Genomic DNA, 16,303 nt, shown 5'->3' on the forward strand with positions numbered 1-16,303 from the left:
GGGGGGCGGGCTAGTTGGTGTGGGACTTCGATCATCGCCGAGACCGGGGGGGGGGTAGCCCCCGTCCCCTTTCTCCCCCACCCCCCCTCCCGCCCCTCGCGCGCGCCGGTCCCGCGTCGCGAGACGCGTGACCACCACGCGGACGGCTGTCGTACGATCGCCAGGACCATCCCGAGCGGCCGAGTGACGTGGCACGTCGACGCCGCAGCAACCCGCGGGCCGGTCGCCGCCCTCGGGCGGCGGGCGGGCCGGACGAGGGTGCTACCGCCACGACCGATGGGAGGAACGCGATGACGCCCCAGATCGACCCCCGCCCCGCCGACGGCTACGCCGGCGACCTCACGCCCCAGCAGGCGTGGGACCTGCTCGCTACCGACCCCGCCGCCGTCCTCGTCGACGTGCGCACCGAGGGCGAGTGGCGCGCGATCGGCGTGCCCGACACGACCACCGCGGGCAAGCGTCCCGTCTTCGTCGAGTGGGTGCAGGCCGGCGGGCGCCCCAACGCCGGCTTCCTCGCCGACCTGGCCGCCGCCGGCGTGAACGCCGACGCCCCGGTCGTCTTCCTGTGCCGCTCCGGCCAGCGCTCGATCGGCGCGGCCCGCCTCGCGACGGCGTCCGGCCTCGGCCCGGCGTACAACATCCTCGAGGGCTTCGAGGGCGGGCCCGGCTTCGACGGCGTCCGCGACCGCGAGGGCTGGAAGGTGCGCGGGCTGCCCTGGGGCGCCTACGCCGACGCGGCGACGGAGGTCGACGCGTGAGCGCTGGGAACCAGGACATCCCCACCGGCCCGGCCGCCGACGACGTCGTCCACGGCGGCTCGGGCCGCGGCCCGCTGCCCGCCAGCGCGCGCCCCGCGACGCTCGCCGTCCGCGGCGGGCACCGGCGCTCGGAGTACCAGGAGACGTCCGAGGCGCTGTTCCTCACGCAGGGCTACACCTACGACACGGCCGCCGACGCCGAGGCGTCGTTCCGCGGCGACCTGTCGCGCTTCGTGTACTCCCGGTACGGCAACCCGACCGTGCACACGTTCGAGGAGCGGCTGCGGCTGCTCGAGGGCGCCGAGGCCTGCTACGCGACGGCGTCCGGCATGTCCGCCGTCTTCACGACGCTCGCCGCGCTGGTCTCCAGCGGCTCCCGCATCGTCTCGGCGCGAGCGCTGTTCGGCTCCACGAACGTCATCTACGAGGAGATCCTCGCCAAGTGGGGGGTGCGGGTCGACTACGTGGACGGCCACGTGCTCTCGCAGTGGGAGGAGGCGCTGGCGACGCCCGCCGACGTCGTCTTCTTCGAGTCGCCGTCCAACCCCATGCAGGACCTGGTCGACGTGCGGCGCGTGGCCGAGCTGGCGCACGCCGCCGGCGCGCAGGTCGTCGTGGACAACGTGTTCGCCACCCCGATCCTGCAGCAGCCGCTGACGCTCGGCGCCGACATCGTCGTCTACTCCGCCACCAAGCACATCGACGGCCAGGGCCGCGTGCTCGGCGGCGCGATCCTGGGCCCGAAGGAGTTCCTCGAGGGCCCCGTCCAGACGTTCATCCGCAACACCGGGCCGTCGCTCAGCCCCTTCAACGCGTGGGTGCTCGCCAAGGGCCTCGAGACGCTCGACCTGCGCGTGCGCGCGCAGAACGCCGCCGCGCTCGAGATCGCGACGGCGCTCGAGGGCCTCGACGGGATCGCCGCCGTGCGCTACCCGTACCTGCCGTCGCACCCGCAGCACGAGCTGGCGCTGTCGCAGCAGTCCGGCGGCGGCACCGTCGTGACGTTCGACCTCGCCGTGCCCGAGGGCACCGACCCCGAAGCCGCGAAGAAGCGCACCTTCGCCTTCCTCGACGCGCTGCAGATCGTCGACATCTCCAACAACCTCGGCGACGCGAAGTCGATCGTCACCCACCCCGCCACGACGACGCACCGCAAGCTCGGCCCCGAGGGCCGCGCCAAGGTCGGCATCGCCGAGACGACGGTGCGGCTGTCGATCGGGCTGGAGGACCCGCGGGACATCCTCGAGGACGTCGAGCAGGCGCTGCGCGCCTGACCCCACCCCGCCTGACGACCGCCCCGCCGAACAGGCGGTTGCGCACGTTCTGAGCGTTCGGAGCGTGCACAACCGCCTGTTCGGCGCAGAAATCCGTGGCCGGCCCGCCCGGGCAGCGCCTACGTTCAGACCGTGCCCGACGCGATCTTCGACGACCCCCTGCTGGCCCGGCTGTACGACCCGCTCGACCCGGACCGCAGCGACCTCGACGCCTACCTGGCCCTCGCCCGCGAGCTGGGCGCGCGTCGCGTGCTCGACGTCGGCTGCGGGACGGGGACGTTCGGCGTGCTGCTCGCCGCGGAAGGGTACGACGTCGTCGGCGTGGACCCGGCGGGCGCGTCCCTCGACGTCGCGCGGGGCAAGCCCGAGGCCGAGCGGGTGCGCTGGCTGCACGGCGGCGCCACCACGCTGCCGCCGCTGGAGGTGGACCTCGCCACGATGACGGCGAACGTCGCGCAGGTCTTCCTTACCGACGCCGACTGGACCGCGACGCTGCGAGGCGTGCACGCGGCGCTGGCCCCGGGCGGGCACCTCGTCTTCGAGACCCGCGACCCGGCGCGCCGCGCGTGGGAGGGCTGGACGCGCGAGCGGACGTTCGTGCGGGCCGACGTGCCGGGCTTCGGCGTCGTCGAGTCGTGGACCGAGGTGACGGACGTGTCCGGGCCGCTGGTCACGTTCCACGACACCACCCTCCTGGCCGACGGGCGCGTGCTGCACTCCGACTCCACGTTGCGCTTCCGCGAGCACGACGAGCTCACCGCGTCGCTGGAGGACACGGGCTACGTCGTCGAGCAGGTGCGCGACGCGCCCGACCGGCCGGGACTGGAGTGGGTGTTCGTCGCGCGGGCGGCCTGACCACCGACCGCATGACACCGGGAGAGTTTCGGCTTCAGAGTCGAACACCGGGGACTGTGCCGAATCCTTAGACAGCGCGCCCGCCACGGACTCAACAGATGTGCGTCCGCTTGCCTCGCTGGTTTCAGCTATTCATTCGGGCAGTCGTCCGGTCCGATCCTCATCTCTATCAGATCCTGGGCGGCGTAGCCCTGCTCGGTGAGCGTGGCGCATTCGGGAGCGAGCGGGTCCGCAATCTCCCACTCAGCGAATTTTCCGGCGGACTCTAGATCGGAGTTGACTGCCGCCTGCTCGTCGAGCGACAAGCTCAGGTAGCCCTCCAGCGTCATGGCGTCGACCCCTTGGCGCTCGGCCTCCTGCTCGTCGAGCTCGGACTGCGAGAAGCAGACGCCGTCGACGTACACGCATGGGGTCCCGTCGAACGCGGTCTCTCCACCCGGTTCCGCCCCCTGGCTGGCTTGAGGCGAACGTTCCTGGTCGGAGTTCTCTGGCCATGCGTGCGCCACCTCGCCGACACCACCCTCGGCGTAGACCTGGATGTCCTGTATCTCCTCGGGCACCTCCTCGCCGGCCAGGAGCATGGTCTTCCGCTCGGACGGGGAGGCACCGCCTTCATATTTGGCTGTCAGGTCGGTGCCCTCGTTGAGTACGTCGATCTGCTCATTCGTGTCGTAGGGAAGGTCCTCGGTCCAGGTGTCTATGGCATCGGTGACGTTCGTGAACTCGTATTTGGTGCCGTCTGGGTCAAATATGTCGACTTCGTACATGTTGACGTACTCCGTGCCATCGCGGTTGTCGACATCGACCTCGATATAGGCCACAGGATCCCCGTCAATCTCTTTGCGGTACTCCTCGACATCAGGGGGCGCCGAATCTGCCGGGACTTCAAGCATGAGGTCTCCTCCGGATGGTGCCGAGGCCACAAACTTTCCGGGAGGCCAGGGCGGCCCGTCGTCCTCGGCGGCGACATCGGGTGCGGTCTTCGCGCTCGACGCTCCGGGAGCGGGCTCGGACGCCACAACGCCCGATGAGGACGGTGCGGGTTCGTCGTTGCTGCATCCGACGAGGGCGATCAGCGCAGCTGAAGCCACTGCTGCTGTTTGAAGGCGCAACCCGGTCATGGTGGTCCCCTTCCGGAATGACTCTCCCCATCAACGATGCTCGGGGCGACAGATGACTGCAACCGGTCTCCACGAGATACTGGTCAGCGAGTTCGGGAACCACCCCACCGGGTGCCCGGACGAGCAGTGCTCAGGTGAGCAGCCCGACCACGAGCGCGACCACGGCGAGCAGCGGCACGGTGCCCTGCTTGACGGCGGCGCCCCGCTTGCCGGCCGAGGACGCGAACAGCACGAGCGCGGCGGCCAGCATGCTGCCCGTCCCCGCGAGGACCAGGGCCGCCCCCGCCGCCGTCGAACCGGCCGCGACGAGCACGATGCCGACCGCGGTCACCAGCGCGAGGAACAGGTTGTAGAAGCCCTGGTTGAACGCGAGCTCGCGCGTCGCGGCGGCCTCCTGCTCGGTGGTGCCGAACGTCGCGCGTGCCCGCGGGGTCGTCCACGCGACCGACTCCAGCCAGAAGATGTAGACGTGCAGCGCGGCGGCGACCCCCGCCAGGACCAGTCCGGTGACGACCATCGACGCTCCTCACGGCTCGGCGCCCGGGAGGGCGCGGGAATCCGATCATCCCGTCGGGGCGGCGCGGGCGCAGCACGCCACGCGTCGTCGCCCGGACGACGACTCCGCCGCGCCGATGCGGCAGGCCCGGGTGAGGATGCTGGTATACCGGCACGACGGGGTGCCGGGAGCACCACACACGACCACCAACGGAGGTTCTCGTGCGTCATCACTCACCACGCCGCCGCCGGCTCGTCGCCGCGCTGGCCGCCGGCGCCACGGTCGCCGGCCTGGCCGCCACATCGGCCGCCGTCCTGCCCGCCGCGACCGCGGCCCCCCAGGCCGCCGCACAGGGCGAAGGCACCTGCAAGATCTTCGACGACCCCCAGTTCGCCGGCTGGACCGACCACGCGGAGCTGAAGCGGCAGCTCGCGCAGCTCGAGCGCACGAGCCAGGGGCGCGTCCAGGTCGACGTGGCCGGCACCACCCACCAGGGGCGGGAGCTGTTCACCGCGCGCGTCGGCACCGGCGACCGCGTGCTGCTCGTGCAGAGCGCCATCCACGGCAACGAGCGCACCGGGACGGAGGCGCTGCTCGGCATCCTGAAGAAGCTCGGGAGCGCGAACGACGCCGCCACCCGGCGGGCCCTCGCGAACGTCACGCTCGTCGCGATGCCGATGGTCAACCCCGACGGCGGGGAGCTCAACCGGCGCATGAACGTCGTGCCGTGGGACGACGTCGTCGCCGACTTCCCGCAGCTCGCCGGCGCGCCGCGCGCCTGGTACCACTCGCTGCGCGGCGACGGTATCGAGCAGCCCGGCTTCGACCTCAACCGCGACTTCAACCCGGACCTCGACTACGTGCCGCGGCCCGAGGACCTCCCGGGCGACCAGAAGGACGCCGGGTTCTTCCTCTCGCCGGAGTCGCAGGCCATCCGCGACGTGTACGTCGGGCTGCGGCAGGAGTTCGGCGCCGTCGACGCCGTCGTCGACCTGCACCACATGGGGCCGTGCGACGACCTGACCGGCGGACCGCAGGACGGCAAGCCGATCTCCGTGTCCCTGGACTACCCGCCGCTCGGCGTCGAGGACGGCGCCGCCTACCTCGCGGACTGGCCGCTGCTCGACCAGGACAAGTCGCGGCGCTACGCGCTCGCCGTGGCGAACGGCATCCAGGACCAGTACGGCTCGCAGTCGCCGCTCGCCGCCGTCGGGCGGTACTTCCACCCCGACGAGCGCGAGTACGCCGGGCAGGGGCGGTCGGCGTTCGCGCTCAACGGCTCCGCAACCGTGCTGTTCGAGGTCCGGGGCCAGCAGGACGACCTCGGCCAGAAGCTGCACGGCATGCTCGTCCGGTCGGTGCAGACCGGCGTCGAGTCGCTCGTCGACGCGATGGCGACCGGCGAGGTCGACACCCTGGACGGCGACGCGTTCTTCGATCTGCCCGACTACGGGTGGGAGGACGCCGACTGACCACGACCGCACGAACGTGACGAGCCCGGCCCGCGTCGCCCGACGCGCGCCGGGCTCGCCCGTGCGTGGCGTCGCCCGACCGGTCCGGCAGCGCTACTGTCCGACCATGTCGGTCGGCACCGAGCCCGCGAGTCCCCGCACGCGGCGCCGCGCCTGGTGGTGGATGACCCTAGCGCTCGTCGTGCTCCTCGCGGCCGGCGCGACCGTGGGCGCCCTCTGGCTCGCCCCGCCGCGCCAGACCGCCGAGGTGACGGTGCCCCCCGCGGACGCCGCCCCGGAGCAGGTGGTCCGCGCGTACCTGGAGGCCGTCGCCGCGCACGACTGCGACACGGCGGCGGCCCTGACGGCGGGCGGCGCGACGGACTTCTGCGACGACACGCGCAGCCTCGAGATCCTCGAGGTCGTCCCGGCGCCGCACCTCTCCGACGGGGACCTGTCCGCGGTGAACACCGACTTCGAGGCGACGTGGCGCCCGTTCTCCGGGGTCGTCGACGTCCCCGAGGAGGGCTGGGGGTGGACCTACTACCTCGCCCACGGCCCGGAGGGCTGGCGCATCGTCGACGCCGGCACGGGCTGACGGTCGTGAGGTGCGCCCGCCCCAGGGGCGCGACCAGGTGATTGTGCACGTTCTGAACGCTCAGAACGTGCGCAACCGCCTGCTCGGCAGCGACCCGGGGGTGTGCCGGTGGCATGCTCGTGCCGCGGTGGGACGCGCTCGACGGCGACGCGTCACCGCAGGACCGAGAGGACGCCGATGACCACGACCCTGCGGCACGAGACGATGGAGCTGCCAGTGGCGGCGGTCGGTGCGGAGGGCCCGTTCCCGCCGCTGGAGCCGGAGACCGTGCCCCACCTGCCGCCGGACCGCACCACCGTCCCGGCCGACATCGCCGACCGCGTGGAGGCCGCCGCCCCGCCGTGGGTGTTCCCCTACCACCCGCAGTCGGACTACGGCCGCGACCGCGCGCCCGGCCGCCTCGACGTCGTCGTGCTGGAGAACGCGCACCTGCGCGCCACGGTGGTGCCGGGGCTCGGCGGCCGGATCTGGTCGCTCGTGGACGTCCCCACCGGCACGGATCTCGTCTACGCGAACCGGGTGCTGCAGCCCGCGAACCTGGCCCTGCGCGACGCGTGGTTCGCCGGCGGCGTCGAGTTCAACGTCGGCACGCGCGGGCACTCCCCCACGACGTGCTCGCCGCTGCACGCCGCCGTGGTGACCGGGCCCGACGGCGCGCCCGGCCTGCGGATGTGGGAGTACGAGCGGGTGCGCGGCGTCGTCGTGCAGATCGACGTCCACCTGGGCCACGACGCGACGATGCTCGCCGTGCACGTGCGCGTGACCAACCCCGGCGACGCGCCCGTGCCGATGTACTGGTGGACCAACATCGCCGTCCCCGAGGAGGACGACACGCGCGTCTTCGCGGCCGCGCGCGACGTCTACCTCTCGGACTACACCACCGGGCTCACGGGGATCACCGCGCCGTGGCGCGGCGACGTCGACATCACCCGGCCGGGCCGCCACGCCGACGCGGCGGACTACTTCGTGGACTGCCGCGGCGTGGACGTGCCGTGGGTGATGGCGGTGGACCCTGCCGGCACCGGGCTGCTGCACGCCAGCACGCCGCGGCTGTCCGCGTGCAAGCTGTTCTGCTGGGGCTCGGGCCGCGGGTCGCGGCACTGGCAGGAGTGGCTCTCCCCCGACGGCGGCCGGTACGCCGAGATCCAGGCGGGCCTCGCCACCACCCAGTTCGAGTACCTCGAGCTGGGCGCGCACCAGGAGTGGGCGTGGACGGAGGTGCTCGGGCGGGTCGACCTCGGCCCGGTGCCACCGTCGACCACGCCGGAGGACGGGCTCGCCCGGGCGGGGGCGGCGGCGTCGGCGCGGGTGAGCGCCGCGGACCTGGCCGCGCTCGACGCCGACCTGGCGCGCGCGGCGCGCCGGGCGCCCGGCGAGACCGTGGCCGTCGGGTCCGGCTGGGGGCACGTGGAGTCCCTGTTGCACGAGTCCCTGCTGCACGGCGCCGACGGCTGGGTCGACGAGACGGCGACGCCGTTCCCCGACGTCGCCGACGGGCCGCACCGCCCGTGGCAGGACCTCGTCGCCGACGGTCGCTCCCCCGCGGGCGTCGACGCCCGCGCGCACGTGCGGGGCGCGCACTGGGCCCGCCGGCTCGCGGACGCCGCCCGCGACGGCGACGCGTTCGCCCTCTACCACCTGGGCGTCCTCGAGCACGTCGACGGGGACCCGGCCGCCGCGGAGCGGCACCTGCGCGCGTCGCTGGACGCCGCGCCGAGCGCCGCCGCGCACCGCGCCCTCGCGCACGTCGCGCTGCGCCAGGGCGACGGCGATGCCGCCGTCCGGACCTTCGACGCCGCGCTCGCGCTCGCCGGCCCGGGCTCCGCCGAGCGCCCCGCCCTCGTGCTGGAGGCGCTGCGCTGTCTGCTCGACGCCGGCCGGCACGACCGGGCGCTGGAGCTCGCCCGCACCGCGACCGACGAGCCGCCCGCGCGGGCCACCGAGTCCGAGCGCGCCCGGTTCCGGCTCGCGGAGGTCGAGGCGCTGCTCGGCCTCGACGACCGGGCCGGGGCCCGCCACGTCCTCGAGACCGGCGACGTCGTCCCCGCCAACCTGCGCGAGGGCGAGTCGCTCGTCGCCGCGCTCTGGGAGCGCGCCGCCGGCGGGGCGGCCCTGCCCGAGCGCCTCGACTTCTCGATGCACGGGACGTCGGGGCACGGGACGTCGGGGCACGGGACGTCGGAGCGGCAGGCCACGGCGTCCTGAGCGTCCCGCACGTCATCTGGTCGTCCGCGGCGCTATCGTCCGGTCATGTCGACGGAGACGGTCCAGGACCCGCCGCGGCGACGGCCGCGCGTCGGCTGGTGGGTGACGCTCGCCGTCGTCGCCGTGGTCGTCGTGACGGGCGTGGCGCAGATCTTCCCGCTGGCGAGGACCGCGGACGTCGCGGTGCCGCCGCCCGACGCCACGGCCGAGGACGTCGTGCGGGCCTACCTGACCGCCCTCGACGCCCACGACTGCGCGACCGCCCAGGCGCTGACGGCGCCCGAGTTCGCCACGACCACCGAGAGCATGTGCCACGACGTCTCCAGCCTGGAGATCACGGATCTCGAGACCGTCGGAACGGGCGCCGTGAACGCGGGGTTCGACGTCGACTGGCGGTTCTTCGCCGACGACACCTCCATCCCCGAGGGCGGGTTCGGGTGGACCTACTACCTCACCCGAGACCCCGAAGGGTGGCGTATCGAGGACGCCGGCAACGGCTGACCGTCAGGAGGACGGCGCGACGACGTCGTCCGGTGACGCGTCGGACAGCAGGTCCAGGTCCGGCTGCGTGGTGAACGTCCCCACCGGCACGTCGGGACCCGGGTCGCACTCGCCCGTGTCCGGGCCGTACGGCCGCTGCGCGACGTCGACGAGCCAGGCGTCGTCCACCTGGACCAGCGTGAACGTGTCGTACTCGAAGGAGCCCGGCTCGCTGGACCACTCCTCCGGCGCCGACGTGTCGTCGTCCCACACCCACGACGCCGGCAGCCGGCTGCACATCAGCACCATCGCCTCGTCGCCGTCGCTCGAGACGTCCAGCACCGTCATCTCCTTCGGCCCCGCCCAGAGCCGGAGCCTGCCGGCCTCGACGTCCCTGCGCACGCCGTCGACCTGGATGTCGAGCCACTCCGGCGTGGTGACCTCCGCCAGCCGCGGGTCCGAGAGGTCGAGCTCGTTGGTCGACGCCTTCAGGAGCGTGTCGTAGCGGCGCACCGCCTCCACCCGCGGGTCGCTCTCCGGGTCGCCCGACGGCGGCGCGCCGTCGGCCCACTCGACCTCGTCGTGGACCGTCGTCCCCTCCGGCCCGCCGCACGCGGCCACGAGCGCGGCGAGCGCCAGCGCGGTGAGGGCAGCGGGCACTCGCGCGTACCGGGCGGCGCTCATCGCTCGCCCCGCTCGGCCTCGCGGGCCCAGGCGTCGAACCCGTCGTTGTACTCCTGGATCAGCTCGTCCACGTACCGCCGCTCGTCCTCCGGCGGCGCCATGACGCCGTGCTCCACGTAGACGTCGACGATCGCCGTCAGCCGCTCCCGCATGATGCCCTCGCGAGCCGCCTCGTCGCCGTGCTCCGCGGCCAGGGCGTCGTTGTACTCCGTCGCCCAGTGGTCGCCCAGCGCGTCGCCGACCCAGCCGGCCACCTCTCCCGCGGCGTAGCCCCCGAGGGGGCCGCCGGGGATGGGCGCGAGGCCCACCAGACCGGTCACGCTGTCCACGGCGTCGCGCACCTGCTGGTCGTGGACCGACCCGACCGCGAGGTTCGCTCCCGCCGGCGAGCCCTCCAGCGCGGCCTGCGTCCCGAGGAGCCGCGCGATCGCGTCCTCGCCGCTCACCGTCGAGCCGTCGCTCCCGGCATACGCGACGACGCCCTGCTGGTACTCCGAGACCGCCCCGGCCAGCACCGCATGCCCGGCGGGATCGTGCCCCGCGACGCCCATGAGGTCGGCCACCCAGTCCTGCTCCGCGTTGACCAGCCAGACGTCCGGGCCACCGAGCATGCCCGTGTGCAGCGGCCCGTCCTCGGCCGTGTTCGCGCTCATCGGGTACTCCGCCAGTTGCGGGAGCTGCTGGCCTATCGCCGTGGCCAGTGCGACCGACCCGCGCCCGGAGACGTGGTCGGGGATGAGGTGCTCGTTGCCGCTGAGCTTCTCGAACACCGTGCCGGACAGCTCTGCGACGCTGCGCTGCACGTCGGGGTCGCCGCCGTGCGCGTCGAGCAGCGAGCCCGTGGCCCGCTGCGCGCCCGCCCACAGCGCGCTCGGCCCCTCGAAGCCGTCGCCGGTGATCTGCGCGGACCAGTCGCGCTCGCCGAACCAGTAGTCGACGCGGCCGGCGCCCAGGGCCCCGTCGCCGTAGGGGTCGTCCTTCGTGTCGGTGAGCCAGGCGAGCGCGGCGTCCGGGTACTGCCCGAGCGTCTGCAGCACGCGGCCGGCGACGTCGTCGACCCGGTTCCCCGACTCCTCGTCCTCGATGAACGCCAGGATCCGGCCCCCGGCGTTCGGCGAGTCGTCGAACACCGCCCCGGGCCGCATCCTGTGAGGGTCGCGTTCGCGGTCGACCAGGTTCGCCATCGCCACGGCGAGCGACTCGCCCAGCGGCGCCTTCTTCACGTCCCCGAACAGGAACCCGGCGGCGGACAGCGACGCCGTGCCGTCGAGCATCTCGTCGGCGAACGTCGACGCCGTCGCCGGCGACCACCGCGACGACCCGTTGCTCAGGCCCTTGCGGACCGCCTGCGCGAGGCCGAGCGCGAGCGCGGCGTCGAGGTGGCCCTCCAGCACCTGGGTGCCGAGCTGGTCGACGAGCTCGGTCGTGCCGTCGCCGCCGAGCCCGAGGAACGTGCGGGCCATGACGTCGTGGTCGCCGCCCCACCGGGAGAAGAAGGTCCGCAGGTCGCGCACGTCCTGCTCGGAGCCGTCCCCCTTCGCGATCCGGGCGGCGAGCGCCTGCATCGCGGCGGCGATCTCGTCGGTGGTGAGGTCGTCGACCGACGTCGCCCCCGCGCGCACCAACGTCGGGTACAGGTCGCCCCACCCGGGCGGCGCGTCCGCGCGGAGCGCGTCGCACAGGACGCCGTCGACGTCGCGGCGCTCGGCGTGCAGGTCGCGCAGGGCGGCCCACGCCTCGTCCTGCTCCCGCGTGGCCTCCTCGTGCAGCTCCTGACGGATCCGGTCGCGCGCCTCGTCGTCGGGGGCGTACCGGCCGCCGGTGTACTCCGTGCTCCACCACAGCCGGTGGAGCTCCTGCTCGGCGGCGTCGAGCTTGTCGCGCTGCGGCTGCGCCCGCGTCGCGATGTCCTCGACGGACGACACGTACGCCGACAGCGCCGGGCGGACGTCCGACAGCCGCGCCCGGACCGCGTCGAGGCGGGCGCGGGGCTCCGCCATCGAGGCCCGCCACGCCCGGCCGGACTTCCCGTCCCACGCGTCGCCGTCCAGGGCCGCGAGCGCCGAGGCGAGCACGGTGACCGTGCTCTCCAGCTCCGTGTGCCGCGTGCCGAGCCGCGAGTGATAGCCGGTGATCGTCCCGAGGTCGCCCTCGTCGGGCCGGCGGTCGGTGTGGTAGGTCATCGCGCGCTCCCCGCCAGCGCGGCGTCCGCCGCCTCGATCTCCGCGGCGGAGTCCTTGGCGGCGTTCCCCGCGCCGAGCACCTGCGCCTTGATGCCCTCGAGCTCCACCACGACCGACATGGCGAACTCCACGACCGCGTCCTCGACCCCCTGGCTGCCGCAGCCGGACACGTCGTCGGACAGGGTCGTCGACATCGCGTACCCGTGGCTCACGAGCCTGTTCCCGGTCTCCTGCATGGCGCCCGTGTCGGCGGTGAGCTGTTCGCACATCGTCCCGGCCTCTCGTCTTGCCCGTGCGGTCGGCGTGCCCGGGACGTGGTGCCGAGGATAGACAAGGCACGCCGGAACCACGATGGGGAGAACTGCCCGTGGACTCAGGCGCCCGGCACGACGAGGCCGGAGTCGTACGCCCACACGACGAGCTGCACGCGGTCGCGGGCGCCCGTCTTGGTCATGATCCGGCTGAGGTGCGACTTCACCGTGCTGGGCTCCAGGAACAGGGCCGCCGCGATCTCCGCGTTGGACGACCCACGGCACAGCAGCGCGACGATCTCCCGCTCGCGCGCGGTGAGCAGCCCCGCGGCGGCCTCGTCCGGCGCGACGGGGCCGCGGCGGCGCGCGAACTCGTCGATGACGCGGCGGGTGAGCGTCTGGTCCACGAGGCCGTCACCCGCGGCGACGCGCCGCACGGCGTCGACGAGGACGTCGGGCTCCGCGTCCTTGAGGAGGAAGCCGGACGCGCCGGCCTCGAGGGCGCCGAACACGTAGTCGTCGAGGTCGAAGGTGCTGACGACGAGCACCGGCACGGGGTCGGCGACGCCCGGGCCGGCGAGCTCGCGCGTGGCCGTGATGCCGTCGCCGCCGGGCATCCGCACGTCCATGCACACGACGTCGGGGCGCTCGCGGCGGGCCACGCGGACGGCGTCCGCGCCGTTCGACGCCTCGCCCACCACCTCCAGGCCCTCGCTCTCGAGGATGACGGTGAACCCGGCGCGGACGACGGCCTGGTCGTCGACCAGCACGACGCGCGTCATCGAGAGCTCCGGCCCGCGGGCGCGGCCCCGGCCGTCGCCTCCTGGGGGCGCGGCACCGTGAGCCGCACCCGCCAGCCACCGCCGGACGTGCGGCGCGCCGAGAGCCGGCCGCCCACGAGCTCGGCGCGCTCCGTCATGCCGATGACGCCGTGCCCGGGCACGTCGTCGTCGGCGGCCAGGGGGGCCGACGACGGGTCGCCGCGCCCGTTGCGCACGGTGAGCTCCAGCGCGTCCTCGTCGTACGCGGTCTCGACGTCGACGGCGCTGCCCGGCGCGTGGCGGCGGGCATTGGCGAGCGACTCCTGCAGCACCCGGTAGACGGTGAGCTGCGCCGTGGGAGGCAGCTCGAACGGCTCGCCGCGGCGCGTCTCCTGGACCCGCGTGCCCGTGCTGCGGGCGAGGTCGAGCAGCGCGGGCACGTCCGCGAGCGTGGGCTGCGGCGCCGACGGCGCCTCCTCGTCGCGCTCCCCGGCATCGCGCAGGATGCCGACGACGAGCCGCAGGTTCTCGAGCGTCTCGCGGCCCTGCGCGCGGATCCAGCGCAGCGACTCCCGGGCGCGGTCCGGGTCGCCGTCCACGAGGCGCTCCGCGGCGGCCGCCTGCACGACGATCCCGGACAGGTGGTGCGCCGCGACGTCGTGCAGCTCGCGCGCCATGCGGCCGCGTTCGGCGAGCACCGCCTGCGCGGCGAGCGCCTCGCGCTCCCGCTCCGCCTGCGCGACCCGCGCCCGCAGCTGCGCCAGCAGCTCCCGCCGGGTGCCGACGTACGCCCCGACGAGGGCGGCGCCCACATACGTGACCAGCGCGGACACGAGCCCGCCCCACAGCTGCGTCCCGACCGGCACACCCAGCTCCGCCGTCGCGGGGCCGCCCAGCACGAAGCCGAGGAGCACCTGCACGACGGCGGTGCCGGCCGCCGCGCCGAGGGCCGGGCGGCGCGGGGCGTAGACGCCCACCGAGTAGGCGGCCACGAGGGCCGCCGGCCCCTGGAAGCTCATGAACGGCGGGAGCAGCGGCACCAGCACGAGCTGGCCCAGCAGCGTCAGCGCCAGGCACAGCACCGGCCACCGGCGGCGCACTGTCAACGCCATCGACTGCCCCGCCAGGACGACGCACGACGCCACCGTCGCGCCGGTGCTCATCGTCCCGGCCGAGCCGTCCGCCCCGAGCGTCTCCCCGAGCGACGACGACACGATCTGCACGACGGCGAGGAACAGCCCCACCGACAGCGCCGCGACCACGCCGCCGAGCAGCGCGTCCCGGCCCGTGGCCGTCCGCACGCCCAGGGCGTCGAGCCGCCGTCGCAGCGCGTCGAGCACGGGTCCTCCGTCGGTGTCGCGGGGTCGGTCAGCAGGTCGGTCAGCGGGTCCCGGGGCGGGGCCCCTCCCGGCACACGGTACGACGTCCGTGCGCCGGGCGGGGAGGTGTCCGTGCAGGTCAGGCCAGGTCACACGGTGGGGTGCGTCACGCCAGGTCACGGCGTCGGAACACCGCTCCGGCGGCGACCAGCAGCACTCCCGCCCAGGCGAGCAGCCCCGCCAGCGCCGCCGCGACCCCGACGCCCGCCCCGGCATCGGTCGTCGCGCCGAACAGCTGGGCCGCGCCCTGCCCCGCCGACGCGAGGGAGCCGAGGGTGATCGGCAGCCACGACGTCGCCGTCGTCGCGCCGCCCGTGAGGACGAGCGCGGCGGCCTGCACCATCGGTTCCACGAGGGCCAGCGCCACGACCACGACGACCGCCGCGACCTGCCCCCGCACGAGCGTACCGACGGCGAGCCCCAGCCACGAGAGCAGGACCATCACGGCAAGACCGCGGGCCCACACCCCGAGCGCCTCGGCCGGGCCGATCGCCAGGGTCGCGTCCGGCGTCGTCGCGACCGCCACGACCAGGCCGAGCGCCGTCACCAGCGCCAGCGCCACGCCGATGGCGAGCGCCGCCACCGCCGTCGCCCCCGCCTTGCCCGCGAGGATCCGCAGCCGGTCCGGGACCGCGAGCGCCGTCGGCACGATGCCGCCGGTGCGGAAGTCTGCCGTGGCCGCGAGCACCCCGAGCAGGAGCACGCACAGCGCGGTGACGCCGCTCGAGCCCGATGCCGGGCCCTGGCCCAGCAGGTCGAGCATGCCGCGCTGGGCCGCCGCGGTGCCCAGGTCCGTGGCGGACGCGAGCGTGGACATGACGTCGGCCGTGACGTCCGGCGGCGCCTGCACGCCCACTTGGAAGCCGGCATCGGCCCCACCCAGCCCCTCCAGGGCGCGGAGGGTGCGCGGCAGCACGAGCGTGAGCGCCTGGGCGAACACCATGCCCGCGACCGCGACGGCCGCGACGACCCACGGGGCCCGGGTGGTGCGGAGCTTGAGCAGCTCGGCCCTGAACACGGCCCTGAACATGGCGAGACGCATCAGCGCACTCCTTCGGTGGCGGCGGTGAGGTCGAGGTACACGTCCTCGAGGCTCCGGTCGGTGACGAGCTCGCCCAGCGGGCCGGCGGCGACGACGCGGCCCTGGCCGATGACGACCAGGTCGTCGGCCACCTGCGCCACCTCGGCGAGCACGTGGCTGGCCAGCAGCACGGTGCCGCCGTCCTCGGCGAACGCGCGCAGCAGCTCGCGCAGCCACCGCATGCCGGCGGGGTCGAGGCCGTTGGCCGGCTCGTCCAGCACCAGCACGCGCGGGCGGCCCAGCAGGGCGCTCGCGATGCCGAGGCGCTGCCGCATCCCCAGGGAGTAGGTGCGGACGCGGCGGTCCGCGGCCGGCGTCATGCCGACGGTGGCCAGCACCTCGTCCACGCGACCCGCGGGCAGGCGGGACGCCGCGGCCAGCACCCGCAGGTGGTCGCGGCCCGTGCGCCCGGGGTGCAGACCGCCCGCGTCGAGCAGCGCCCCGACCACCTGGGGCGGGTGCTCCAGCTCGGCGTACGGTCGCCCGTCGAACGTCGCCGTGCCCGAGCTCGCGCGCGCCAGGCCCAGCAGCACCTGCAGCGTCGTGCTCTTGCCCGCGCCGTTCGGCCCCAGCAGCCCCAGCACGCGCCCCGGGTGCGCCGTGAAGCTCACGTCGTGCACGGCCTCGAAGCCGCGGTAGGACTTGTGCAGCCCCTCGATCCGGATGGTGGTCATCCGTCCCTCCCTCGTCGTCCGGCGCTCCGTCGTCCCGGAGCCCTGTGCCGGT

The 16,303-nt window shown here is 74.5% G+C and carries 16 protein-coding genes; 7 read left to right on the top strand and 9 right to left on the bottom strand.

The genetic code is table 11. The features are described 5' to 3' along the window. The first annotated feature begins 290 nt into the window (after positions 1 to 290). The 3 genes from ACWF41_RS07135 (at position 291) to ACWF41_RS07145 (ending at position 2,887) form a co-directional block, all read left to right on the top strand. The gene (locus tag ACWF41_RS07135) at positions 291 to 758 is read left to right on the top strand and encodes a rhodanese-like domain-containing protein (RefSeq protein ID WP_380319494.1); all 468 of its coding nucleotides are present in this window, start codon (positions 291 to 293) and stop codon (positions 756 to 758) included. Then, complete coding sequence (locus tag ACWF41_RS07140) at positions 755 to 2,032, top strand: O-succinylhomoserine sulfhydrylase (RefSeq protein WP_380319491.1); 1,278 nt, start codon at positions 755 to 757, stop codon at positions 2,030 to 2,032. The genes ACWF41_RS07135 and ACWF41_RS07140 overlap by 4 nt, the downstream gene beginning before the upstream one ends. Before the next feature lie 132 nt (positions 2,033 to 2,164). Further along, positions 2,165 to 2,887 carry a class I SAM-dependent methyltransferase gene (locus ACWF41_RS07145; protein ID WP_380319488.1) on the top strand — a complete coding sequence of 241 codons (723 nt, stop codon included), beginning with the start codon at positions 2,165 to 2,167 and terminating at the stop codon, positions 2,885 to 2,887. Positions 2,888 to 3,015: 128 nt separating this feature from the next. Here the strand turns inward: ACWF41_RS07145 and ACWF41_RS07150 are convergent, their stop codons facing one another. Both ACWF41_RS07150 and ACWF41_RS07155 read right to left on the bottom strand, forming a co-directional pair. Continuing rightward, positions 3,016 to 4,008: a hypothetical protein gene (locus tag ACWF41_RS07150; RefSeq protein ID WP_380319485.1), complete on the bottom strand. Its 993-nt coding sequence runs from the start codon at positions 4,006 to 4,008 to the stop codon at positions 3,016 to 3,018. 130 nt (positions 4,009 to 4,138) lie between these two features. Continuing rightward, on the bottom strand, positions 4,139 to 4,525 hold the full coding sequence (locus ACWF41_RS07155; RefSeq protein WP_380319482.1) for a DUF1304 domain-containing protein: 387 nt from the start codon (positions 4,523 to 4,525) through the stop codon (positions 4,139 to 4,141). A 200-nt stretch (positions 4,526 to 4,725) separates the two neighbouring features. Between ACWF41_RS07155 and ACWF41_RS07160 the strand changes: the two genes are divergently transcribed. The 4 genes from ACWF41_RS07160 (at position 4,726) to ACWF41_RS07175 (ending at position 9,259) form a co-directional block, all read left to right on the top strand. Beyond that, on the top strand, positions 4,726 to 5,976 hold the full coding sequence (locus ACWF41_RS07160) for a M14 family zinc carboxypeptidase (protein WP_380319479.1): 1,251 nt from the start codon (positions 4,726 to 4,728) through the stop codon (positions 5,974 to 5,976). Between the two features lie 106 nt (positions 5,977 to 6,082). Then, positions 6,083 to 6,553 (top strand): hypothetical protein, encoded by a 471-nt coding sequence (locus ACWF41_RS07165; protein ID WP_380319476.1) that lies wholly within the window; start codon positions 6,083 to 6,085, stop codon positions 6,551 to 6,553. Between the two features lie 177 nt (positions 6,554 to 6,730). Next, complete coding sequence (locus tag ACWF41_RS07170) at positions 6,731 to 8,758, top strand: DUF5107 domain-containing protein (RefSeq protein WP_380319473.1); 2,028 nt, start codon at positions 6,731 to 6,733, stop codon at positions 8,756 to 8,758. 45 nt (positions 8,759 to 8,803) lie between these two features. Beyond that, entirely contained in the window at positions 8,804 to 9,259 is a 456-nt protein-coding gene (locus tag ACWF41_RS07175) for a hypothetical protein (RefSeq protein ID WP_380319470.1), read from the top strand. Positions 9,260 to 9,262: 3 nt separating this feature from the next. On the opposite strand, the gene ACWF41_RS07180 is transcribed toward ACWF41_RS07175, so the two are convergent. The 7 genes from ACWF41_RS07180 to ACWF41_RS07210 all read right to left on the bottom strand — a co-directional run bounded on the left by ACWF41_RS07180 (position 9,263) and on the right by ACWF41_RS07210 (position 16,251). After that, the gene (locus ACWF41_RS07180) at positions 9,263 to 9,922 is read right to left on the bottom strand and encodes a hypothetical protein (protein WP_380319467.1); all 660 of its coding nucleotides are present in this window, start codon (positions 9,920 to 9,922) and stop codon (positions 9,263 to 9,265) included. Then, positions 9,919 to 12,105, bottom strand: coding sequence for a hypothetical protein (locus ACWF41_RS07185; protein WP_380319464.1), 2,187 nt, complete (start codon positions 12,103 to 12,105; stop codon positions 9,919 to 9,921). The genes ACWF41_RS07180 and ACWF41_RS07185 overlap by 4 nt, the downstream gene beginning before the upstream one ends. Then, positions 12,102 to 12,374, bottom strand: coding sequence for a hypothetical protein (locus tag ACWF41_RS07190; RefSeq protein ID WP_380319462.1), 273 nt, complete (start codon positions 12,372 to 12,374; stop codon positions 12,102 to 12,104). Before ACWF41_RS07190 ends, ACWF41_RS07185 begins: the two co-directional genes overlap by 4 nt. 104 nt (positions 12,375 to 12,478) lie before the next feature. Next, complete coding sequence (locus ACWF41_RS07195) at positions 12,479 to 13,138, bottom strand: response regulator (RefSeq protein WP_380319459.1); 660 nt, start codon at positions 13,136 to 13,138, stop codon at positions 12,479 to 12,481. Beyond that, positions 13,135 to 14,457 carry a histidine kinase gene (locus ACWF41_RS07200; RefSeq protein ID WP_380319456.1) on the bottom strand — a complete coding sequence of 441 codons (1,323 nt, stop codon included), beginning with the start codon at positions 14,455 to 14,457 and terminating at the stop codon, positions 13,135 to 13,137. Before ACWF41_RS07200 ends, ACWF41_RS07195 begins: the two co-directional genes overlap by 4 nt. 145 nt (positions 14,458 to 14,602) lie before the next feature. Beyond that, complete coding sequence (locus tag ACWF41_RS07205; protein ID WP_380319453.1) at positions 14,603 to 15,538, bottom strand: hypothetical protein; 936 nt, start codon at positions 15,536 to 15,538, stop codon at positions 14,603 to 14,605. Beyond that, on the bottom strand, positions 15,538 to 16,251 hold the full coding sequence (locus ACWF41_RS07210) for an ABC transporter ATP-binding protein (protein WP_380319450.1): 714 nt from the start codon (positions 16,249 to 16,251) through the stop codon (positions 15,538 to 15,540). Before ACWF41_RS07210 ends, ACWF41_RS07205 begins: the two co-directional genes overlap by 1 nt. Positions 16,252 to 16,303 lie beyond the last annotated feature (52 nt).

The sequence above is a fragment of the Isoptericola sp. NPDC055063 genome, from assembly GCF_053608125.1.